Below are 21,846 nucleotides of genomic sequence, written 5' to 3'. Positions count from 1 at the left end.
TAACAGCGGTATTAGCCGGGCAGGGCATCTTATGTTGAGGGCGTATCGGGCTCTTGATCATCTTCGCTCGGAATACAAACATCAAAGCCATTTAAAATGGCTGAGACCTGATGATACCCGGCGATCAGGAAAATCAATTCCGCGGCGGAATCCTCACCAAAAACCTCAACAGCCATTTTCCAGGTAGCCCTGGGTAGGCGGCCACCAGCCGCCAGAGAAACTGCAACGCTGTAGGCAATGCCTTCTTTTCGGCTTAAATCAGAAGGACGCTCACCTGCGGCGATCGTCGCTATTTTATCCGCTTCCAAATGCAGCTTTTCACCAATAGCCGAATGCGCATAGAGTTCATAGCCCGCCTTAAAGTGCGCTCCCGTGGCCAGAATCGCAACTTCCCGAACAGTCTTTGGCAGCGAAGGGTTATCCGCTATCGCCTTCACATAATCCCACCAGGGCTTGCCAAATTTTGGATAGCGAATTGCCGGCGCCCAAGGCCCTAGCAAAGCCCCATCTTTGCGACTCTTAATAAACCCTGAGAAGTAGCTTCTCATCTCAGTGCACATATCTTCGTACAGAGGCTTTTGTTCTTGGTTGAGGTCACCGGGAGCAATGGGGGGAATACGCATTGAAAGACACCTTATGGGTTCGGCAGGTTGCTCTATTTAGAGGAAAGTCTAGCTCGTTCATACTTAATGCATGGATTAGACCTCGCCCCATAGAAACCGGGGCTTCATTTCAAAGAACTTTTTGGCTGACACCCAGTCAAACCTGCAACCTCGCAAGCCAATAGATCTTCTCTTTTCGGAATCTTGTCGGGGCATTATACGGAAGTGATATTTACATCAGATGGACCTCCAGCCTCCACCCTTAGTTCATAAAGATAGCGAAACATCAATTTCGTGGCGCCTTTGGATTTCCCTGGCGATCGCGCTTGGCCTTCACATGGCTTTATTGATTACTCCAGTTGTTCTGCCATCAGGTAAGCAGGTGAACAATCAATCGACAATTAAGCTTGCCTTACAATATAAAGATCCGACTGCGGGCTCGCCAATTAACAACTCCGATAGCCCGGCCAGTGCCGACAAGCTCGAAAAATCAGCAACCATTACGAAACCGAAAGTAGAAGGGCAGGCTGAAGTATTGCCTGCTGCTACAGCAGCTGAAAAACCTAGCTCTCCCAGAATTCAGCAAAAACGTGATGCCCCAAATAGAGAAACAATCAATGAACAAAGCAGCACAGCAGTTACTACTCAGCCCGAAAACTTATCGCCTCAAAAAGCCACTACTTTAACGGTTCCCGCTGAATCTGGAGCAAAAAACAAAGCGGTGGTTTTTGATCCGAGGTTAAAGAGAGCTTTGGATCGAGAGAACAACAAAGTTCGCCAGCTTCAAACAAAAGATGCCCTCTATACAACAGCGACAGGCACTTTTGTTCAGCTCGATGATAAATGCTTTAACCTGAAAGATTTACCGGCTGGCAGTAATAGCGATCTGAACCCCTGGTTTAGAGCCAAATGCCCCACTAGTTCCAGGTCTCAAGCGGATATTGATCGCCTAGCAGAGAAATATGGAATCCCATAAACTCCTGAGCACAGTGAATTATTCTTTTCCTCACTTTATTTACTACGGGTAAATAGGCATATTGCTCTCGGTGTTTAATATCCCAAGGGGACCACTAGGAACATATATAGTCTCTTTAAGATTGCTATTACTTCTAATAATCTCCACCGGGATACTCTCACCCGGTGGTGTTGATCGAATTAAATTTCTGAGATCAAAAATGGTAACAACAGGTGACCCATTATAAGAGATGACCTTATCCCCAGTATTGAGCCCAGACGATTTTGCACTGGAGTTTTCGGCCATTTCCCCTATGGCAAGCTGAGAGCTCAAACCATGCGCCTTTAAGTACAATTCAAATTCATCCTTGCTCAGCCGCTCCGACATCATAAGAAAGGGAGAGTGGTACTTCTCCATTTCCTTGAACAAATCTCTAGGCTTCTCCGATGAAAGCTCCGTTATATGCTGCAATTTATATTCAATAAGTCTACGCTCGTAATCAAGCCCCTCCCTGATCAAGAGGATTTCTTCGGCACGTTCATTATCAAATCCTGAGTCGACAAGCCGCTTAATCATTCGCTGCCTATAACCGATGTTTTCTTGAGGTATATTTGAGCTTGGTAGGCTTTGCGAGTCTTCTACCACCATTGATTCATCAATAAAATCAGCTTCTATATAACTTTGCGATTGCTCTTCAGTCCCTGAGGTCATTCTTGATAGGAGTGTTTGCAATTGTTTTTGAGCGAGCCCGATTTCCCTGATACGCTTTTCGTGCATCAGCAACGTATCATCATAATTTTCAGTATCACTTGAAGTTGATTGACCAATAAAGACACCCAAAAAAACAGCAGATATAAGGCCTAAAAAGGTGAGGGTAAACCTAATTTTTAGTGACACGTATAAACTCCTTAAAACACTTCATTGACTATAAAAGAAACCAACAGCAAAGCATGCCTCGATTATCACAAGCTCTAATAGGTACTTACAATCAATGCCTAGTCTAACCGCATTGTTGCAAACAGTTACGCAGTGAGGCAGTTGCTCGAAAGGATCTATCGCATGGGCTCAGAAAGCAAAGTCGTGAGGCTATAGTCTTGTGAATCAACATGGCCACTTATTACGGGTATTTTTACCACCAGCAGCCTTGTTGGAATTATGAGAGCAGCTCATTAGGTTAAATATATACCTGTATCAATAGGGAAATATTCAATGATTCCCAATTAAATGAGCCGCCCCGGCTTTTATTTAATGGTTAAGCAGGCTTGGGTGTATTTTTCGATTACCCAAAATCCCTCCTACAACCTTCCCAACTTCTACTTCAGAGGGGAGTTGTGCCACATCATGGGCGAACCATGCCAGTGAATCAGCATTATCTACCGCTTTAACCTCAGCAAGCTTTGCCATATGTGATGCCGCTGAATCTTGCCCACGTAACTGGTTTAATGCCTGTTCTACAACGCGCTCAAAAGCTTGATCATGAGTGAGACCTTGTCCTTCCATATAAATTTTCATATACATACCACCATTACTAATTGCCTGATCTAGCTTATCTACAATGCCTCCATCCTTGAAGTACCCGGGGTCCAGATCCACTGTTTGTGCGTATTTGTGTGTTCCCTCGTGTATCAAAGTAACAATGCAGAAATTCTCACCTCTTTTCCAAATTTCTTCGAAATTCAAGCAGATGGGATGCTTGTAATCTGTCTTAAAGCTCCCCCCATTGAGGTACCCTCCACCTACGGTCGTCAGCTTATAATTATTTGAAAGATACCTGGGCACACTTTCAAAGATATCCACCCATACAAAACCCGCCATTTTTTTTGTGGGGTTCCCCAGGCCCACTGCTGACATGGCAGAAGTCTGAATTTTTGCAAGGGTAGGCATCATGCTCACGTCCGCACACTCAACCCCACTGCTCAGTCCCCTCTGAGTCTTAGTTAACCGCTTGAGTATTGCGTTTAGACAACTTCGGTATCTGTCGTTTGGACAATTCGCAGGAAGTCCGAAGTAGTAAGAAAGTAAATTATTAAATTTGCCTGAAACCTTTTTGGGGGACACAAGGGCGGTGGTACACATTGCCTCCGCCCGGGACAAAATGGTTTGTGCTTCATCCAGCCAACTTTCAAGTGATTTTTTCACTTTCGTTTGAAAGAGTACCGGTGCTGTGTCCTCTACCAACACGGAAAATCCAACACCCTGATTGATGCTGCGACTGATTATTTTTGTCATAATTAACTTCCTGTGATTTCCTAATGATCCAGCGATAGAGATTATTGTTGTAGGACCAACGCTGAGGGAAAGAAGATCAGCATTGTAATATTGATTCTTATGACAGTACATCAGGTTTTCAGAAATGACCCTGAAGCAAAATTATTTCTCAATTTATTTTGAATATAACTTTTCTAGTGCTGCTTTCAGGACTTCTTCCTGAGACTCCTCATACACTAATGAGGAGGAAGGGGTGATGCGTCCCGTAATCTTATGGGCCACTTGAGCTGTCTTTTTCTTATTTTAGAGTATGTTAGTAATTGGTAATCGCCGGCCGTTATGTTAGCTGTCCTTGTTAATGCCAGCTCAATCACGAAGTATAAAGCTGTGCATTTTTACTGTGTGTTGGGAGGGTAAGGGCCGCCTTTTTATATAAAAAGAATGGGGAGAAGAGCTTAAGCTCTTCTCTGGCCCCCCAAGTTAAGGTACACGCTTGTAGATATAGGTTTTGTCATCTTGGCGAAGAGTCAGCGTATGGGCAGGGCCCATATCAGCTCCTTCAAATTCGATAGTCAGCCCTGGTACCATCTTAGATGCATACGTTGTAGGCGATTGTGGCCGAATGACGAACTCTCCGTATCCCGCTGAAACAATGAGGCCCGTATAGCCACGACTGATCTCGATGATATCGTCCTTTGCCTGCTCGTAACGACCGATACCCCTTAAAAGAACTTTCTCTGGTAAAGTGATGAAATCTGGGGTAGGGATGATCTTAGTAGATACCGATTGCTGGGGATTCAAGAAGTGATGGCCTATATCATCCAATCCTTCTCCACTGGCAGCATCTGCCAGAGCGACAACTCCGGCTTTCCGTGCTGGGTTAAAGCCCATAAATGTACGTGATCCATCGCTGCTGCCGTTAGACCAATAGTAGGTTTCTCCATGGGTAGTCGTCCTGCGCCAACCCAGCGCCATTCGAGTGATATCACTGCCTCCGGGTCTATCGATCGACAACATCAGGCGTGAGGCAGCCACCAAATCCTTTGGGCCGCGACCGTTGATAAACAGATCGAGTAGCGTGAGGAGGTCATTAGCGGTCGAGCGCAAGCCACCAGCCGGTGCGAGCACTCCATCGCTAGTTGGGCCAATCGGGCTGAGGTAGAAGTCATGGCCTTGAGCGCGTCGTGCTGACTTTCTTGGATCATCCTCTAAAGAGGTATCCCTTAATCCCAGAGGCCCTGTCACACGCTCTCGAAGTATCTCTGCAAAAGAGCGGCCTTCCTTCAAAGCGATTCCTTGACCTAAGAGCCCAAAAGCCAAGTTTGAATAATTGAATTGAGAACCTGGACTGGCTTGAAGATGGTAATTGGGTAAGCCGCCATACAGCTGCTTAAGGGAGTAACCTGCATATTTATTCGGCGCATCGGGTGCCGATGCTGCAAGGTTGTTGGGTCTAAGTGGCAATGAAGCGCCATGTGTGGCCAAGTCGGCGAGGGTGATTTGTCGCCCCTCAAAAGTCGGAGCCTTTACTCCGCTCGGTACGTAATCCTGAAGCGGGTCGTGGAGCCCAACCCGCTTGTGTACGACTTCAACAGCCAATAGCAAGGCTGTAAAAATTTTAGTCAGCGAGGCAACTTCAAAAATAGTATCACCACCTAGCTGGTAGTCATCCTTGGCTTCAGGGTCCCGAACGGTAATGATGCGACGCTCAGAGGACTTCAGGGTGCCTGTGACCGCTGCATATGCCCTATGCTGTTTAAGAATACGGTGACGCACAAAGCGTTGGAGCGCATCTTCATCACTCCCTGTATTATTTGATAAAGCGCCTAACGCAACAACTGGCTGGGGTAGGGCATAAGCAGCGGCAAACCCCCAAATAAGTTTTGAAAAATCACGTCGATCCATGGCGATTAGTACCTGTTTAGAAGTCAGTCAGACATATAAGCAAGCGATTGCTGTACCCAACGAAAAGTTAACCAAAAAAACGATCAAGTTTGTAAAAAGTTTTGACTAATGATGTCTACGAAAGTTTCACATGTTCAAATGTGGTACTGTCAATGGGTACAAATTGATGAATTTAGATCGGTGACTACTGTTTTTCTACTTATTGATACAAATACAGATAACTCCAGTAATTCTAAAGCTATAGACCTGACGCCCATCCTGGCATACCCCAATTAGGACTGTGATTAAGATTCTATGAAAAAAATGATGCACCCAAAGCTCAGTTTTTTCTTTATCAGCTCACTCCAGGGTATTAGTCAAGTCATCCTCCAGAGGAACGTTTTGAGTGGAGCTTTATTCTTGTTCGGTGTGGCAGTTAACTCAATCAACATGGCTCTTGGAGCCACACTTGGTGTTATCACCGCAACTGCCTGTGCTAATGCTTTGTATTACCCAGCAGAACACATAAAAGATGGTCTGTTTGGATACAATGGGGCACTGACCGGTGTAGTCATATTCTCTTTATATGCACCATCTCCACTGACTATTTTATTAATAATTGGAGGAAGCGCTCTAACAGTCTTAATCATGCGCTTAATGATGATTCACTTTTTTCTTCCGGCTTTTACTACACCATATATCCTGGTGGTATGGGTTATATGGGGAATGGCTCCAATACTAGACTTAGAACCAGCAGCAGCATTCATAAGCGGAAAATTTACAACATGGGGTATATTCGAGGGTGTTGGTCAAGTTATCTTTCAAGATAATGCTATTACAGGGATATGTTTTTTAGTCGGAATTCTCGTTTCCAATAAGTCTCATGCTCTTTGGGCCCTAATTGGAGTCGTGCTTGCTACATTACTGGCCGAGTTACTATCTTTACCACAAACACTAATTCTTACTGGGATCTTTGGTTATAATGCATGCCTTAGCGCTATAGCACTAGCCAATAAAAGTAAGTATTGGTTCGCCCCACTTGCAGGAGTCGTGATAACCGTACCCACTGTAATGGCCTTTATGGGAGCTGGCATTATTGCTTTATCCGCTCCATTTGTTATTTCCAGCTGGGCAATATTGCTGCTTAAGAAATGCACACATTAGTTTAATGTTAGTCTTTAAGAAAGTGACCGAAGCTATAAGTTGGCTCAGCCACAATCCCCACTTGGATATAGTTAAGCTTTATTTTTTTATGCTTAACAAGCTAATAGATATCTATTAGTTTCTTCCAGCAATTACACCACCATCTACATCCCAAATTGCACCAGTAACCCAGCTAGAGCTTTCACCTAGAAGAAAATTCACTACATTAGCAACATCACCTGGTGTACCAATTCTTCCAATTGGATGAAAAGAATCAAATCCTGATAGTGCTTCATCTATTTCACTAGGGTCAATGAAATTCTCATAAATTGGTGTTTTAACGACTGCAGGAGAAACCGCATTAACTCTTATATTGTGCTCAGCTAGCTCCATGGCCAAATGCTGAGTTAGGGCATGGAGTCCGGCCTTTGCCATTGAGTAGGCAGATGATGGAGTGGCCTTAATAGCTTGCTGAGCCCACATAGAACCAATATTTACTACACTACCAGAGCCATGCTTTATCATATTCTTCGCAACGGCTTGAGTAATAAAAAATAACGAACGATTAATTTCGAGATATCTGTCATAGTCATCTTTTTCATGCTCTAGAAATGGCTTGGGATTGAAATAACCCGCAGCATTTACCAAGTATCGATAATGGGCCTCATCTTTCTCGATAAGCTCTGTGAGGGCACTGACATCTTTTTCTTGGTAGAGATCTGCTTGAAGAGTTTTAACTTCACCATAAACAGATAGATAATCCTTTGCCTTTTTTAACTTTGCATCCTTACTACCAACGATTATGGGTGTTATTCCTTGCTTTATCAGCTGCTCCGCAGTAGCCAGACCAATTCCACTTGACCCTCCCACAATAAGTGCCAGTTCGCTTGTCTCTTTGTCTTTTACTTCAACTGTAGTCTCGTTCACAACTCTTCCTCGATCAGGTATTGTAGATGTTGTGTAAGTAGTCTAGGCAAAGCAAGGCCCTGATGAAAAGTAGGTACAATTCGGTGTGTTAGTTACTTTTTGGTAAGTATTTATGGAACCAAGCGGGAAGAAAGTCCTAAGAAAGGCACCACCTAAACAAAGTGCCCGGATGGTTGAGACCATCTATGGCTGTAAATGGTCGCTAACAGTCTACCGTTTGCTTGCGCTGGAAATAAATCGTCCGGGAGAGATGGTGCGTAGTGTAGAGGGGTTGAGCGCAAAAGTGCTTAATGAATGCCTTCGTAAAAATGTTGAATTTGGTATCTTGGAGCGTGTGAGCTATAACGAGATTCCGCCCAGGGTTGAATACAAAGTTACAAAATTTGGTGAAAAATTTCTAAGTATTTTGGAAGAGCTAGAGAAATTACAGGATGAGATAGATCAAATGAACCCATAGTGTAAGTTTTAACTGAAAAATTCTATTCCACAATCAAACCCATTTCCGCTCTCTTTTTATACGCCAAGGGTTTCACAGTACTGTGTAAGCTGCCCAATATTAGTTGAGTTCCTAGGAGGGCAAGGGCCATAAACGAGCTAAGCTAATACCTTCAGTAGGGTGTTCGTTTGCCGATGAAATTGTTTCCATTTTGGCCGCGAATAACTGAAGGTTTTAACCAACAAACTATGGGGGTTACTGTATGAAGATTGTCATCATTGGCGCTACCGGCATCATTGGTCAATCGATTGTGGCTGAACTTAAAGATTATGAAGTTTTGAAAGTGGGTCACAGCAAAGGTAACTACAGAGTTGACATTGAGGACAGGGCATCCATCAAGGCCATGTTTGAGAAAGTCGGCCAAGTTGACGCTGTAGTTTCAGCCACAGGAAATGCAGTTTTTGCGTCAATTGAGGAGCTAACCTTTGATCAAATTAAGGCGGCTATCAACAATAAGTTATTAGGGCAAATTAGTATTTTCCAGATTGGCCGCGCCTATGTTCGAGAGGGTGGCAGTATCACCCTAACTTCAGGTGTTTTAGCTCAACATCCTATGTGGGGCGGCTCTGCCCTCAGTCTAGTGAATGGGGCTATTGAATCCTTTGTAAAAGCCACTGCATTTGAGCTCGACCATAAGCTCCGTTTGAATGCTGTTAGTCCACATTTTGTGAAAGAGACCATGGATATGATGGATATGGATAGCGCCAGTGGTATCTCCGCATCGGACACTGCAAAAGCTTATCGTCATGCTGTTTTAACCAAAGAAACTGGACAGACTTTTGATGTAGCAGACTATATATGAGTTTTATAACTTGAACTTGTTGTGGGGCTTTTTGTATTTAACATGTAGTTTATTGATGCTTGTGTATTAATTGATACACTAGCTTTTCGTGGCAAGATTGATCAAGTCGTGGGCTATTAAAGTAACTGCATAGAATATCCACGTACATGCGATTGACTCCGAGCCGGTAGAAAACACATTTTTCAAGGAGAGCATACAGCAATAGCCTGTACGAAATACGATGATGAAACTATCCCTGTTCAATCGCTATACATTTTTTGGCTGTTGTTTACTCACGACTCTCGTCAGCCTGCCTTTGCTTTACTCTTACTCCTGGCTCTGGCCTCTGGCCACAATCAGCGGCCTTCTAAGCCTCCTTGGAACTTACGATTTAACCCAGAGATACCACGCAGTGCGTCGCAACTATCCCATATTGGGTAATATTCGTTATCTGGTGGAGCGTATTCGTCCGGAGCTACGCCAGTACCTATTAGAAGGAGAAGAAGACGAGCTGCCTTTTTCCCGGGCCCAGCGCTCCCTGGTCTATGCCCGGGCCAAGAATGAGAATGCCTCCAAACCCTTCGGCACCCTGATTGACGTCTACGAACCGGGTTTTGAGTTTATCAATCACTCGATCCGACCCAAGGAGGTCAGAGAACACCAGGACTTCAGGGTGCTCATAGGGGGGCCACAATGCAGCCAGCCCTATTCGGCCTCGATCTTTAATATCTCCGCTATGAGCTTTGGGTCCCTCAGTGCCAACGCCATCAGGGCCCTGAACAAAGGCGCCAAGCTGGGAGACTTTGCCCATGATACGGGGGAGGGCAGCATCAGCCCCTATCATCGCGAGTTCGGTGGCGATCTGATTTGGGAAATAGGCTCGGGTTACTTTGGTTGTCGAACCCCGGACGGCAGCTTCGATCCAGACCGGTTCAAGGCTCAGGCGCACAACCCGCAAATTAAGATGATTGAGCTAAAACTCAGCCAGGGCGCAAAGCCCGGCCATGGAGGCATCCTTCCCGGGCACAAAGTTACAGCCGAAATAGCGGCCACCCGCGGCGTGCCAGAGGGAGAGCACTGCATCTCACCATCCAGCCACAGCAGCTTTTCCACCCCCCTCGAGTTACTGGATTTTATCCAGCAACTGAGAGAACTTAGCGGCGGTAAACCGGTGGGTTTCAAGCTGGCTCTCGGCCACCCCTGGGAGTTCATGGGCATCGCAAAGGCCATGCTCCAGACCGGCATATTGCCTGACTTCATCGTGGTGGACGGCAAGGAAGGGGGCACGGGGGCAGCACCGCTGGAGTTCTCCAATCATGTCGGCGTACCCCTGCGAGAAGGACTGCTGTTCATCCACAACACCTTGGTTGGACTGAATCTGCGAGACAAGATCAAGATTGGGGCCAGCGGCAAGATAATCTCAGCTTTCGATATTGCCAGCGTGCTGGCCATAGGGGCCGACTGGGCTAACTCGGCGCGCGGCTTCATGTTTGCGATCGGTTGCATCCAATCCCAATCCTGCCACACCAATAAGTGCCCCACGGGGGTGGCCACCCAAGATAAGTTACGGCAACGAGCCCTGGTGGTACCGGATAAAGCCAACCGGGTGCATAATTTCCACCACAACACCCTTCAAACTCTGGCCGAGATGCTAGCCGCCGCTGGATTGGAGCATCCAGAACAGCTGGAGGGGAAACATCTGGTGCGCCGCACCGGTGGCACTGAAGTGCAGCTATTTTCGCAAATCCACGTCTTCCTCAAGCCCGGCGAATTACTCAGGGAGCATGACGAGGGGGGCTTCTATGCCCGAGCCTGGCGTATGGCTCGTGCAGAAAGCTTTGACCCAACCGAGAACGATCCGACCAGCAACGATTTTAAAAACGAGGCCGTTACAGCTGAACTTACATCCAGTTGACCAAACATCATGAGCGCTCGGCCTGTTGTGAAAAAGCTGCGAGGTTATCAACCAGAATCTGGAAACCGCTGGCTAATTCATAGAGGGGAAGGGCGCTTAGCTGTGTACCTTAAACAGCGCTTTCTGTTCCTTTAGGAGTTCAGGGTTTAGTGGTTCAGGATTGACCTGACAGAACACCTTCAAAAACTGGTAACTGCCAGGTCAAGTCTGGATTAACTCACTCAAAAGGAGGGTATCTCAATAAGTCACATACCCACTCTTTTGAAAAGTTAAATCAATTGACCAGTTACCGGCATGTACACCATAGTTGTCTGCGAATTGCCGTTATGATTTCTATCCTTACCAAAAAAATGAGCCATATCTAGCAGCTCCCAACCCGCTGTATTTCCATCCGTCAAAACACAGTCACTTTTGTTGCCTGCTCCATGACCATTAGAAGTATGAATCATTACATGCCTCATAACTCCTGTATTTGACAGAAAACCAATGAAACACCCTTCCGGTAAAGTCATCAACTCGTGCAGAGTGTTAACGGATCGAGTTCTGGGGTTAGCCCCAAAAATTCGGTTGTAGTTATTGATAGTAGTAACATTAAAACTGATGTTGTTCATGTTTACGTCTGGGCAGTTTACGCCCTTAGCACTCCACGCACAGTAAAGCGCAGCATCCCAGCATTGCATACTGGTAAGTTTTTTATAGAGGGAAAGCTCTGGCCCTGTCAGAGTACCATTCATGAATGAGGCTTTCGCATTTCCCATCGATTCAGCTAATAGACGCGTTCTTCTGCCCGGTGTTTGCCCTTCAGGAATCAGGTTCATCAGTGGCATTTACTTTCCTTATATTTATGCTTGTAAGTTGATGGTCATAATATTAGCGCACCAAATAAACTGCATTCAAGCTTTAAAGTGCAAATTGCGGATCTACCTTTCTGAAAAACAGCACAATTTGAAATGCTGTACTACAGAGTACTCAACCAAATATGCAAGCTCAATTTGTTGCTAAATATTTTTCGACTATAACAGCGCGCCTCAGAACACAGGTCGAATCCCTAAAAGCTAGCCCTTTAAAGGCTCTTACTACTTCCGATAGAAGAAGAGGTTGGTGAGAGAAGGGACTGCTGGAAGTCTTTCTTATAAGGCTAAAACAAACAACACTTCTTGATTTCAAGTCATGGTCATTCAGCAACTATTTCATTACGCTTGATCTCCAGGCTTTCTAAAACTCAAATACTGTTTTGTTAAATTCGGTAGGCCTATCACCATCAACGAAATGTCCAGCTCCACCAATCTACCAGGCATACACAGGCACTTATCATCTTTTAAATTCCTCACAAATGAGAAATTGATACTTAATCTGCTATGCAATCCTATATTGTTGCATGTTCAATCCGGTAGATTGATTCACAGGTGCTTTCATATGGATATGATTGACACAGCCCTGATAGGTGCGCATCAGTTTGCTTGTGTGGACAATCATCTTTAAGAATTTATGATGAGACCCCAACCTCCTCTGTTACCACTTGATCGGGATAGAAGGCGATACGACCATTGATCACTTTTGCAAAATCGAATGCGGCTTCGTAGGTCCAAGCAACGACTTCGCCACTGTCATCGACTGTGAAGTAACTGGCATCCCCTTTAAGCGGACAATGGCTTGTCTTTCCCTCAACCGGGCTTAGAGCCGCAATAATGTCTTCTTTGGGGAAGTAGAAAACAGGGTCATACATATCCTTTCCAAGTTCAGTGATTCTTAGAACATTATTACTTTCAGCAATCACTTTACCTCCACGACGTACTCGCACAGTTCTTGGCACTGGCTTTGCGCGCATAAAATGTCGTGGTTCATTTGGATTATGGATTGTCTCTTCAGACATCGTAATTTCCGGATGTGACATAGTTTTTTCCTTGCAAGGTTGTTTCGATTAAATTATGAATTGGCACATTGAAATACGTTCAGGTTGCGCTTGCAGCATACAGCGCTTAACTCAATACCTATTACATTTATAGGCCACTTAATCCCCCGCATATTAGCTAATATAGAAGTAAAATATATATTCCCCCTCGGGATTGCTAAACACCAAGGGGGATCTAACTCGGACTTCGCAGATTTGAAAGCCGGCTTTTTAGAGTGGTGACGTGGCAGAGCAGGGGACGTTCAAAATGCTGCCATCAATGGGTAAAGTTCCAATTCAATACATCTGATGACAAGCTACACCGTTTATATGATGAAGTATTCCTTACAGCTAAGCGCGTAAATGTAGGCCACATTGTCCATATTAGTTCCTCTGGAACCGATACCATAGAGGTCACCCATTGGGAATGGCATCAAATGATAGAAGTACACATCAAAAAACTGGGGTTAAGGTTTACTCATCTTCAGCCGGAAGGATTCATTCAAAACTTAAACAGCTACGGCTGGTTCCAAGCCGGTGCCAGAACAAACTTGATCTGTCACGCACGATGGGGCTGGGCTGATGCACTTTACGTGTCGGCAGTGGCCATGAAAGTGATTTTGTTACTAAGTGGTCTTACTATATCACCATCATTATTTGCTATAGATTACAACTGGAGCAAATGGCAAGAACAATGTAATCAGAGAGAGCGAACACAACTAGAACTCAATCAATGTGCGCACCAACAATTTCTGTCTAGTGACAACCATTTGAATAAGGTTTACCAGCAGGTGTTAGATTCGCTGACACCACAACAGCAAAAAAAGCTGCGAGCAGAGCAGCGCCTTTGGCTTCAGGCCCGTGATCCCGATTGTAAAGTTGCAGCAAATAATGAAGCACTTGGTGGGTCAATCTGGCCAATGCTTTACGAATTATGTAGGGCGGAGAAAACAGATGTCCGAATAAGAGAATTGCGCAAATGGATTTCACATTAATAAGAATTACTAATGTGAATTACTAATGTAAAGCGAGCTTATGAAAACATTCTACCTACTCATTCTTTTGTCTCTCCCAGCTTTTGCTCAGACTTGTCCAAAAATATCCCCAGAGCTGAAAGAGATCGTCGACTCTCACATGTGAAAGAACTTCGGGCTGAAATTCTTTGTGAAGGTACATTTGCTTCTAAATCTGGAGATGTTGAAGTAATCTTATACAGCATGGGCGGTCCATGTAAGGGGCAGGGCCAACAGCCCTCAGGCATCTGTGGAAATATGGTTGTACAATATTTAGCAGCTATTGTTAAATCTAAGAAAATTCAACCTTATAAAATCAATGGCTTATTAGTCAATGCCATAAGTTTGGATAAAAATGTGATTTATCTGCAAGGTAAAAAGCTTCATAAGAACGATCCTAGGTGCTGCCCAAGTATTGATGCGAAGTTAACTATAAAAATTACGCAAAATGGTTTTTCTCGATTGTAAATAAAAATTAGTAAATTATTGTTGACGCTATAGCTTATATGCAAATAACTAATGTGAACCTTTAATAATATAGGTGCAGGGGTAAACATGAATATCCGAAATAGCGACAAAAAAAATTGCTAGTAAGTATTTTTATTACCAAACATGTATCTCACTTATAGCCTATTAATTGCGATCGCAGTCCACAATAGTACAAGTAGCTCCTTCAGTTCCTTTAATGCTATTTAAGATTTTTCCGTCCCTGCATTAGATCTGGGAGAACAGTCAATTGCTGCTATCTTAGGAATTAGAACCCTCATTGTAGTTAAATACTTAAGAGCCTGAAAAATTAACTTGGCTTATACGTTTTGGACCCCAAGAAGCACTTTGGCCATAACTTCTTTTATCAAGTTGAAAACCTATTGACGATCGGTTTTAGCCGCCTTACCATCATCCAAGGAATGATTTTAACTGTTGGAATAATGGTCTATGCGACTTGGCGATCTTGAGAAACAGGTGCTCCAATATCTCTGGGATAAAAAATCTGCAGATGCCAAACAGGTCCACTCGGACTTGAGCAGGGCCCGTGGAGGATCTCTCAATACCATCCAGAGCACGCTGGACCGCCTCTACAAAAAGGGTTTGCTGTCTCGGGAGAAGCAGGGGCATGCATTCCAATACAGCCCGGCAGTGGAGCGCTACCAGTTTGTCGGGCAGCTGATTCAAGACGTTACTCGTGAATTCGTTGATGATGAGGACGGGCTGGTAGCCGCGTTTACCTCCATCTCATCGGAGCTGAACGAAAATCAATTAGAGCAACTGGAGCAGTTGATCGAAAGCCAGAAGATAAAGCGCCAGCAGGGTGATCGCTAATGATTTTGGGGCAGGTTGCACTATGGCTAAACCTGCTAACTATTGCAGCGCTTGGACTGTTTGTCGGTATTTTACTGGTGTCAGCTGCCTGTCTTTCTGCTTCCAGGCATTCACTGCGCCTGTCTGCCAGTAGCCGGCGTTTACTGCTATGGAGCGCGGTATTACTGCCGTGGTTTGCGGCTTCCACTGCCGCTGTTATCCTGGCTTTCCCCAGCCTTTTGGGAGGCGCTGCATCACTGGCGCATTGGCACCATATCAACGCTTTTAACCTCTACAGTTGGCATGGTGTTTTTACCATTGCGTTTCTTGTCCTTACCGGGTTTTTGGTGTTTCAAAGTTTTAAACGAGTTCATCGTCATTTGGCGCAGCTCCGATTGTTAATGCAACTTTGCGAAAGGGATAAGTCTGATCAGAGTATTATCCAGGCCCAGGGTCCCCAAGCTTTCACCAGTGGTCTGCTCCGTCCACAAGGGTTTTATACCAGCGGTCTGCGAGACCAGTTAACAGCGGAAGAGTTTGAGGTGGTGCGCCTACATGAGGAAGCCCATGCGCAAAAATTTGATCCTCTGAAGAAATTAATATTCGCTTTGTTTGCCAGCTTTTTCCCTACGCGTTTGGGGAATTATCTGAATCGGCAGATGGCGCTGTGTATGGAGCAGCGTGCAGACGCTTATGCCCATAGGCAGGGGTGGAGTGAGACCTTTATCGCCCAAACCCTGCTTAAGGTAACCCGTATCTCCAATGGGTTGCAGCCCAAAGAGAGAAGTTCAGCATTGGTCTGTTATTTCGCTCTTGACCAGTTGGATGCCCGTATACGTTATTTGCTTTCTGATAATAAGGGGCGCAACTTATCCCCTTTATTGTTAGCTGGATTGTTTGTAGTTCTCACTGGCACTTGCCTTGTTACGGTGGATGCGCTCCACCATACCATCGAAACCCTGTTCTCCCACTAAGGAAGCCAAAGTGTTTAATTGTTTGCGTTTAGTCATGACTAAAAAACCGACTATAGATCGGTTTTTTGTGGCCGGGGCTGTGGTCTTTTTAGTCGCATTAAGTGGGTCCCTTAAGGCAGAGCAGGGCGAGGAGTTATCGGGCCTCACTTATGAGCAGGCAATTCTTAAAAGCTTGCAAAATCATCCTGAACTATCGGGTTACCGATATCAGTTTGAGGCTGTGGATGCTCTAACCAAGCACGCCAAGCTTGGACCACGCCCGGAGCTTAGTGTTGCCGCAGAGGGGTTAGGGGAGGACAAGAGCAGCGATGGCAACGGCAGTTCCCAGGTAACAGTCGGCATCAGTTGGCTATTACAGGGTGATCTTGCAAAAAAACGTGTATTGGCTACACGCAGTAAGATCTCCGTGATTGAGGCCCAAAAGCAGGTTCTTGAGTTAGAAGTTGCCGCAAATACCGCGCGTTACTTTTTCCAGGTCCTGGCGCAGCAGGAACGCCTGGAAATTGCTAAAAGAGCAGTCGACTTGGCTCGCAGGATATCCGCTGAAATTAATCGTCAGGTTAGTGTTGGCAGAACGAATGAAGCCGATGCTTTTCGGGCGGAAGTCGATTTGCAGCGTCGACTCTTAGCTGTGGAGGATGTCGAGCATGAGTTGGATATTGCCAGATATCAATTAGCTGCCCAATGGGGCTCCAGAGAGCCCAGCTTTCTTGGGGTGTCCGGCTCTCTTTCCAGTGTCATTCCGGAGGTTGATTTATCTAGATTGCGAAGCTTGGTGGCGAGCAACCCAAATTTGGAAATATTTATGAGCCGTGAGCGCGTGGCACAGGCGGAAATTGATTTGGCACGTGCAGAAGCGGGCATTCAGTGGCGGATTGATACAGGAATTCGTCGCAACGAAGCGAGCGGAGATTATGGATTGGTGGCTGGTTTCGCAATCCCACTAGGTAAGGGCGATCGCAATCGCGGCAAGGTATCTGCTTTGAGGGCGGAACAGAATCGCTTCCGAGCAGAAAGAAATGCGAAAGAGATTGCATTGGATACACAACTCTTTGTGATGACCCAAAGGCTACAGCATCACCGGCACGTAGCTGCCGCCTTGAGTGAAAAGATGATTCCCAGTCTGGATAAGGCGCTCATCGCTACGCAAAAAGCCTATCGACGTGGCCGCTACAACTACTCGGAATTGGCCCTAGCCCAACAAGGGCTTACCGATGCGCAGCTTTCACTGCTCCAGGCACAGTACAACGCACACCTTAGCCTGATTGAAATTGAAAAACTCACCGGCCTGTCAGTGGCACAGATAAGCGAGAGCGAGATATGAGATCCGCAGTTTTTTCCAGCCTGATATTCAGTGCTTTACTTTCCTTGTTCCTAAGTGGCAGCGGCAGTGTCTATGCGGCCGGAGCTGTGGCAGAGGCGGAACCGGAAAAAGGGCCCAATCGTGGGCGCATGTTGCGAGAAGGTATTTTTGCCGTTGAGCTAAGTATTTATGAAACTGGTGTTCCCCCGGAGTTTCGGGTTTGGGTGAGTAACGATGGAAAGCTGGTTAATCCTCAACAGGTTGATCTTAAAGTGGTTCTTACAAGGCTTGGGGATGGAGAGGATCACATCAAATTCAGGCCCGAGGGGGATTACCTGCGTGGTGATATGGTGATTTATGAACCCCACTCATTTGTTGTGACTCTAACAGCCAAGTACCAGGGGCAAGAATACCGCTGGCAATATGATAACTTTGAGGGGCGAACCCATATTGAATCCGGTATTGCTGAATCCATGGAAATTGATACAGAAACCGTCGGCCCCGTCAGGATGAGTGAAACCAGCCGCGCTTACGGCAGGCTTATTGTAGATCCAGAGCAGGTTCGTGAAATTAGTGCGCGTTTCGATGGCTTTGTAGAAACTGTGCAGGTGGGATTGGGGGAGCGCGTTAATAAAGGGCAACCCCTAATTGCCATTAACAGCAATCAAAACCTAAACACCTACACTATTCAATCCCCAATTGCCGGTGTAGTAGTCCAGCGCAATGTAAACCCTGGTGAACAGACCGCAGGTCGAGTTTTATTAACGGTTGCCGATGATACTGCCTTGTTGGCAGAGTTGGATGTTTTTCCCTCGACACGCCCCCAGATTCGCCAGGGCGCGCCCGTTTTCGTAAATATCAAGTCCTTGGAAACTCCTCTGCTCGGGGTAGTGAAACAAATTGATACTTTGATGAAACCCAACCAGGCCACCGCCGTTCGAGTGTCACTGCAAGATATTCCCGCAGGCCTCGCACCGGGTTCTTTTGTAAGCGGCGATATCCAAGTTGCTGAATATGAGGTGCCTCTCGCCGTAAAGCGTTCCGGTTTACAGGCGTTCCGCGATTTTACTGTCGTTTATGCCAAGGTGGGTGACCAGTATGAAGTGCGTATGTTGGAGTTAGGGCGTGAAGCCGGTGATTGGGTTGAAGTGCTGGGGGGGATTCGACCGGGAATCGAATATGTCACCAACAACAGCTACATCATTAAAGCGGACATTGAAAAGTCCGGTGCATCTCACGATCACTGAGGGTTCGACATGCTTGAGTACTTGATAAGAACCTCAATTCAAAATCGCGGGCTGGTTATTGCACTTGTGCTCTTACTATGCGGTTTGGGCATTTGGAATTTCACCCGGCTGCCCATTGATGCAGTACCGGATATCACCAATATCCAGGTGGTTATTAATACGGAGGCACCGGGGTATACCCCAAAAGAAGTTGAGCAGCGTGTTACATACCCAGTGGAAAATGCAATGGCTGGATTGCCGAGCCTTGCTTATACACGCTCCGTTTCACGGTATGGGTTGTCTCAGGTTACGGTGATTTTTGAGGATGGCACCGATATTTATTTTGCCCGCCAGTTAGTGAATGAACGGCTCACTAGTGTACGTGGTGCACTGCCTGCTGGTTTGGAGCCGGAGCTTGGACCCATCGCCACAGGTCTTGGTGAAATCTTTATGTTCACAGTGGACTCCGAACCCGGAGCCACCAATGCTGATGGCAGTGCGGTAACACCTAAAGACTTGCGTTCGGTGCATGACTGGATTGTGCGCCCGCAGTTACTGCGTGTACCTGGTGTGGTGGAAGTCAATCCGATCGGCGGGTTTAAGAGAGAAATTCTGATTGCTATAGAGCCAGAGAAACTGCTGGCATTCGGCCTGACGCAGGAAGACCTGATTCGCTCGATCGAGGAGAACAATCGTAACCGCGGTGTAGGCTTTATTGAACACAGTGGCGCCCAGTGGTTGTTGCGGGTTCCTGGGCAGGCAAACTCGTTAGAGACACTGAAGGATTTCCTGGTTGCGGAAGTGAATGGCGTTGCTGTTCGACTTGGCGACTTGGCCAAGATCGAAGAGGGGCGCGAAATGCGCACCGGGGCGGCTACTCAGAACGGCAGGGAAGTGGTGATGAGCACCGTTTTCATGCTGGTTGGCGAAAATAGTCGCACCGTTGCAAGTGCAGTTGGTGAAAAGCTAGAGGATATCAAACAGAGTCTACCGCCTGGTATCACATTGACTGCGGTTTATGATCGCACCGGTCTGGTTGACCAGACATTGCGCACGGTCCAAACCAATCTTATGGAAGGTGCGCTGCTGGTTATCGCGGTTCTTTTCCTGCTGTTGGGCAATGTTCGCGCAGCAATTCTCACTGCGCTGGTCATTCCAGTGGCCATGTTAATGACCATCACCGGCATGGTTCAGGCCCGCGTAAGTGCAAACCTGATGAGTCTGGGGGCGCTGGACTTTGGCTTGTTGGTGGATGGGGCCATCATTATTGTCGAGAACTGCCTGCGACGCCTTAGCGAATCCGCCCGCGAGCGTGGCCAGTTAGATCTAAAAGAACGGCTTACCCTGGTATTCCAATCGACGCGGGAAGTGATTCGCCCGGCCATGTTTGGTGTGTTCATTATCACAGCCGTGTATTTACCCATTTTTGCCCTGACTGGAGTGGAGGGCAAGATGTTCCATCCGATGGCTATTACCGTGGTGATTGCGCTGCTTTCTGCGATGTTTCTTTCCATCACTTTGGTGCCAGCCGGCATAGCGCTGCTATTCCGCAAACCGGTGATCGAAAAGAAAAACCCTGCACTTGAGAAGCTGAATAGCTTTTATCGCCCGGCCTTGGAGTTTGCACTGCGCCAGCGTGGCATGGTTGTCGCTCTTGCTGCGCTACTGGTGTTGGTTTCCGGCTATACGGCAAGCAGAATGGGAAGCGAATTTGTGCCGAATCTGGATGAAGGCGATATTGCCATGCACGCCTTGCGTATTCCCGGTACATCCCTGGAACAAGCGATTGCACTACAAAAATCCCTGGAGGCGCGGATTAAAGAGTTGCCCGAAGTGGAGCGTGTATTCGCCAAAATTGGTACTGCGGAAGTGGCTACCGATGCCGTTCCCCCAAGTGTTGCCGATAACTTTATTATCCTGAAACCCAGGTCTCAGTGGCCAGAGCCGGATAAGCCGAAAGAGCAATTGGTAGACGAGCTGGCAAAGTTGGTAGAGCCAATCCCCGGCAACCGCTATGAATTTCTCCAGCCAATCCAGATGCGCTTTAACGAGCTTTTAGCGGGGGTACGCGCGGAACTGGCGATCAAAGTCTTTGGCGATGACTTTGAGCAATTAGAGCGTTTGGGCGGTGAAATTGAAGCGGCTATAGGCAGTGTAGAAGGCGTTGCTGATATACAGATGGAGCAAACCAGCGGTTTACCAGTTCTCGCCATTGTTCCTGACCAAGCCGCACTATCCCAGTATGGGCTGGCCATCAGCCAAGTACAGGAGCAGCTGGCAACCGCCCTGGGAGGTACGGTTGCTGGCCGCTTTTATGAAGGAGACCGCCGCACCGATATTGTTGTGCGTTTGCCAGAGGTATTGCGCCAGGATTTGGATGGGCTAAAGAAACTGCCCATTCATCGACCCAATGGCAACTATGTGCCCCTGGAGGAAATTGCCAGCTTGGAACTCACTGCCGGTATCAATCAGGTTTTCCGCGAGAACGGTAAACGCAGGGTAGTGGTAACGGCTAATGTGCGGGGTAGGGACCTGGGTAGCTTTGTTGCCGATGTACAGCAGTCCGTTTCCGATAAAGTGGAAATACCACCCGGCTACTGGGTTGAATATGGTGGAACCTATCAAACCCTACAGTCTGCTACTGAACGCTTATCGATTGTAGTGCCGCTGACCCTTGTGTTGATTATGGGGCTTCTCCTGCTGGCGCTTCGCTCCATAAAAGATGCGGCAATTATCTTTACCGGTATACCCCTCGCATTAACCGGCGGTGTGCTCTCTTTAATGTTGCGGGATATCCCTTTCTCCATTTCCGCAGCCGTTGGTTTTATCGCACTTTCCGGGATTGCCATCCTTAACGGCCTGGTGATGGTTTCCTTTATTCGCGACCTGCGAGACCAAGGTTACAGCATAGAAAAGGCCATTATTGAGGGCGCACCGATCCGCTTACGTCCGGTCATTAGTACCGCACTGGTCGCCTCACTCGGTTTCGTGCCCATGGCGCTGAATACTGGTATTGGTTCTGAGGTACAGCGCCCACTGGCTACGGTGGTTATTGGCGGTATTGTCTCATCAACAATCCTGACACTTTTAGTGTTGCCGGCACTCTACAGAATTTTACATGGCAGGAATGCCAAGTCTGAGAGCTTACAAGATAACCCTGAAGCGGCTCTGGCTGGAGCCAGTTAACTGGGCCTGTGTGCGCTTTGGTTCACAAGAATTTAGAATTTTA

General features: G+C 46.7%; 19 protein-coding genes. 12 read left to right on the top strand and 7 right to left on the bottom strand.

All coding sequences use genetic code 11. The annotated features are described in order from the left end of the window. Positions 1-29: 29 nt before the first annotated feature. Positions 30-623: a carboxymuconolactone decarboxylase family protein gene (locus ACJJID_RS07240; protein WP_444922115.1), complete on the bottom strand. Its 594-nt coding sequence runs from the start codon at positions 621-623 to the stop codon at positions 30-32. A 316-nt stretch (positions 624-939) separates the two neighbouring features. Here ACJJID_RS07240 and ACJJID_RS07235 point away from each other — a divergent pair, with 316 nt between their 5' ends. Beyond that, positions 940-1,578: a hypothetical protein gene (locus ACJJID_RS07235; RefSeq protein ID WP_444922114.1), complete on the top strand. Its 639-nt coding sequence runs from the start codon at positions 940-942 to the stop codon at positions 1,576-1,578. Between the two features lie 42 nt (positions 1,579-1,620). On the opposite strand, the gene ACJJID_RS07230 is transcribed toward ACJJID_RS07235, so the two are convergent. From ACJJID_RS07230 to ACJJID_RS07220, 3 genes are all read right to left on the bottom strand, one after another. Further along, complete coding sequence (locus ACJJID_RS07230) at positions 1,621-2,454, bottom strand: PDZ domain-containing protein (protein ID WP_444922113.1); 834 nt, start codon at positions 2,452-2,454, stop codon at positions 1,621-1,623. A gap of 348 nt (positions 2,455-2,802) precedes the next feature. Next, the gene (locus ACJJID_RS07225) at positions 2,803-3,786 is read right to left on the bottom strand and encodes a hypothetical protein (protein WP_444922112.1); all 984 of its coding nucleotides are present in this window, start codon (positions 3,784-3,786) and stop codon (positions 2,803-2,805) included. 459 nt (positions 3,787-4,245) lie between these two features. After that, on the bottom strand, positions 4,246-5,670 hold the full coding sequence (locus tag ACJJID_RS07220; RefSeq protein WP_444922111.1) for a serine hydrolase domain-containing protein: 1,425 nt from the start codon (positions 5,668-5,670) through the stop codon (positions 4,246-4,248). A gap of 294 nt (positions 5,671-5,964) precedes the next feature. Between ACJJID_RS07220 and ACJJID_RS07215 the strand changes: the two genes are divergently transcribed. Then, positions 5,965-6,813 carry an urea transporter gene (locus ACJJID_RS07215; RefSeq protein WP_444922110.1) on the top strand — a complete coding sequence of 283 codons (849 nt, stop codon included), beginning with the start codon at positions 5,965-5,967 and terminating at the stop codon, positions 6,811-6,813. Positions 6,814-6,927: 114 nt separating this feature from the next. Here the strand turns inward: ACJJID_RS07215 and ACJJID_RS07210 are convergent, their stop codons facing one another. Next, on the bottom strand, positions 6,928-7,719 hold the full coding sequence (locus ACJJID_RS07210; protein ID WP_444922109.1) for an SDR family NAD(P)-dependent oxidoreductase: 792 nt from the start codon (positions 7,717-7,719) through the stop codon (positions 6,928-6,930). Positions 7,720-7,831: 112 nt separating this feature from the next. On the opposite strand from ACJJID_RS07210, the gene ACJJID_RS07205 reads away from it, so the two are divergent. The 3 genes from ACJJID_RS07205 to ACJJID_RS07195 all read left to right on the top strand — a co-directional run bounded on the left by ACJJID_RS07205 (position 7,832) and on the right by ACJJID_RS07195 (position 10,911). Further along, positions 7,832-8,176: a winged helix-turn-helix transcriptional regulator gene (locus ACJJID_RS07205; RefSeq protein ID WP_444922108.1), complete on the top strand. Its 345-nt coding sequence runs from the start codon at positions 7,832-7,834 to the stop codon at positions 8,174-8,176. 241 nt (positions 8,177-8,417) lie between these two features. Beyond that, positions 8,418-9,017 (top strand): short chain dehydrogenase, encoded by a 600-nt coding sequence (locus ACJJID_RS07200; protein WP_444922107.1) that lies wholly within the window; start codon positions 8,418-8,420, stop codon positions 9,015-9,017. Positions 9,018-9,408: 391 nt separating this feature from the next. Further along, entirely contained in the window at positions 9,409-10,911 is a 1,503-nt protein-coding gene (locus ACJJID_RS07195) for an FMN-binding glutamate synthase family protein (protein WP_444922106.1), read from the top strand. Between the two features lie 269 nt (positions 10,912-11,180). Here the strand turns inward: ACJJID_RS07195 and ACJJID_RS07190 are convergent, their stop codons facing one another. Then, positions 11,181-11,738: a hypothetical protein gene (locus tag ACJJID_RS07190; protein WP_444922105.1), complete on the bottom strand. Its 558-nt coding sequence runs from the start codon at positions 11,736-11,738 to the stop codon at positions 11,181-11,183. Positions 11,739-12,397: 659 nt separating this feature from the next. Next, complete coding sequence (locus tag ACJJID_RS07185) at positions 12,398-12,805, bottom strand: DUF427 domain-containing protein (RefSeq protein WP_444922104.1); 408 nt, start codon at positions 12,803-12,805, stop codon at positions 12,398-12,400. A 434-nt stretch (positions 12,806-13,239) separates the two neighbouring features. Here ACJJID_RS07185 and ACJJID_RS07180 point away from each other — a divergent pair, with 434 nt between their 5' ends. From ACJJID_RS07180 to ACJJID_RS07150, 7 genes are all read left to right on the top strand, one after another. Beyond that, positions 13,240-13,797, top strand: a complete 558-nt coding sequence (locus ACJJID_RS07180; RefSeq protein ID WP_444922103.1) for a lysozyme inhibitor LprI family protein — start codon at positions 13,240-13,242, stop codon at positions 13,795-13,797. Positions 13,798-13,938: 141 nt separating this feature from the next. Beyond that, the gene (locus ACJJID_RS07175; RefSeq protein WP_444922102.1) at positions 13,939-14,283 is read left to right on the top strand and encodes a hypothetical protein; all 345 of its coding nucleotides are present in this window, start codon (positions 13,939-13,941) and stop codon (positions 14,281-14,283) included. A gap of 468 nt (positions 14,284-14,751) precedes the next feature. Further along, positions 14,752-15,135, top strand: a complete 384-nt coding sequence (locus ACJJID_RS07170) for a BlaI/MecI/CopY family transcriptional regulator (RefSeq protein ID WP_444922101.1) — start codon at positions 14,752-14,754, stop codon at positions 15,133-15,135. After that, positions 15,135-16,088: a hypothetical protein gene (locus ACJJID_RS07165; RefSeq protein WP_444922100.1), complete on the top strand. Its 954-nt coding sequence runs from the start codon at positions 15,135-15,137 to the stop codon at positions 16,086-16,088. The genes ACJJID_RS07170 and ACJJID_RS07165 overlap by 1 nt, the downstream gene beginning before the upstream one ends. Before the next feature lie 10 nt (positions 16,089-16,098). After that, positions 16,099-17,412, top strand: a complete 1,314-nt coding sequence (locus ACJJID_RS07160; RefSeq protein WP_444922099.1) for a TolC family protein — start codon at positions 16,099-16,101, stop codon at positions 17,410-17,412. Further along, the gene (locus tag ACJJID_RS07155) at positions 17,409-18,638 is read left to right on the top strand and encodes an efflux RND transporter periplasmic adaptor subunit (RefSeq protein ID WP_444922098.1); all 1,230 of its coding nucleotides are present in this window, start codon (positions 17,409-17,411) and stop codon (positions 18,636-18,638) included. The genes ACJJID_RS07160 and ACJJID_RS07155 overlap by 4 nt, the downstream gene beginning before the upstream one ends. A 9-nt stretch (positions 18,639-18,647) precedes the next feature. Then, positions 18,648-21,803 carry an efflux RND transporter permease subunit gene (locus ACJJID_RS07150; RefSeq protein WP_444922097.1) on the top strand — a complete coding sequence of 1,052 codons (3,156 nt, stop codon included), beginning with the start codon at positions 18,648-18,650 and terminating at the stop codon, positions 21,801-21,803. Positions 21,804-21,846 lie beyond the last annotated feature (43 nt).

The sequence above is a fragment of the Microbulbifer sp. CnH-101-G genome (assembly GCF_052466775.1).
The sequence above is the reverse complement of the archived record's forward strand: the minus strand, read 5'-3'. Positions and strand labels throughout refer to the sequence as shown.

Coding starts and splice junctions, on each gene's coding strand:
- ACJJID_RS07220 (WP_444922111.1), bottom strand. CDS start 5,670: ATGGATCGACGTGATTTTTCAAAACTTATTTGGGGGTTTGCCGCTGCT.
- ACJJID_RS07215 (WP_444922110.1), top strand. CDS start 5,965: ATGAAAAAAATGATGCACCCAAAGCTCAGTTTTTTCTTTATCAGCTCA.
- ACJJID_RS07240 (WP_444922115.1), bottom strand. CDS start 623: ATGCGTATTCCCCCCATTGCTCCCGGTGACCTCAACCAAGAACAAAAG.
- ACJJID_RS07165 (WP_444922100.1), top strand. CDS start 15,135: ATGATTTTGGGGCAGGTTGCACTATGGCTAAACCTGCTAACTATTGCA.
- ACJJID_RS07235 (WP_444922114.1), top strand. CDS start 940: ATGGCTTTATTGATTACTCCAGTTGTTCTGCCATCAGGTAAGCAGGTG.
- ACJJID_RS07205 (WP_444922108.1), top strand. CDS start 7,832: ATGGAACCAAGCGGGAAGAAAGTCCTAAGAAAGGCACCACCTAAACAA.
- ACJJID_RS07155 (WP_444922098.1), top strand. CDS start 17,409: ATGAGATCCGCAGTTTTTTCCAGCCTGATATTCAGTGCTTTACTTTCC.
- ACJJID_RS07225 (WP_444922112.1), bottom strand. CDS start 3,786: ATGACAAAAATAATCAGTCGCAGCATCAATCAGGGTGTTGGATTTTCC.
- ACJJID_RS07185 (WP_444922104.1), bottom strand. CDS start 12,805: ATGTCACATCCGGAAATTACGATGTCTGAAGAGACAATCCATAATCCA.
- ACJJID_RS07190 (WP_444922105.1), bottom strand. CDS start 11,738: ATGCCACTGATGAACCTGATTCCTGAAGGGCAAACACCGGGCAGAAGA.
- ACJJID_RS07180 (WP_444922103.1), top strand. CDS start 13,240: ATGATAGAAGTACACATCAAAAAACTGGGGTTAAGGTTTACTCATCTT.
- ACJJID_RS07150 (WP_444922097.1), top strand. CDS start 18,648: ATGCTTGAGTACTTGATAAGAACCTCAATTCAAAATCGCGGGCTGGTT.
- ACJJID_RS07170 (WP_444922101.1), top strand. CDS start 14,752: ATGCGACTTGGCGATCTTGAGAAACAGGTGCTCCAATATCTCTGGGAT.
- ACJJID_RS07200 (WP_444922107.1), top strand. CDS start 8,418: ATGAAGATTGTCATCATTGGCGCTACCGGCATCATTGGTCAATCGATT.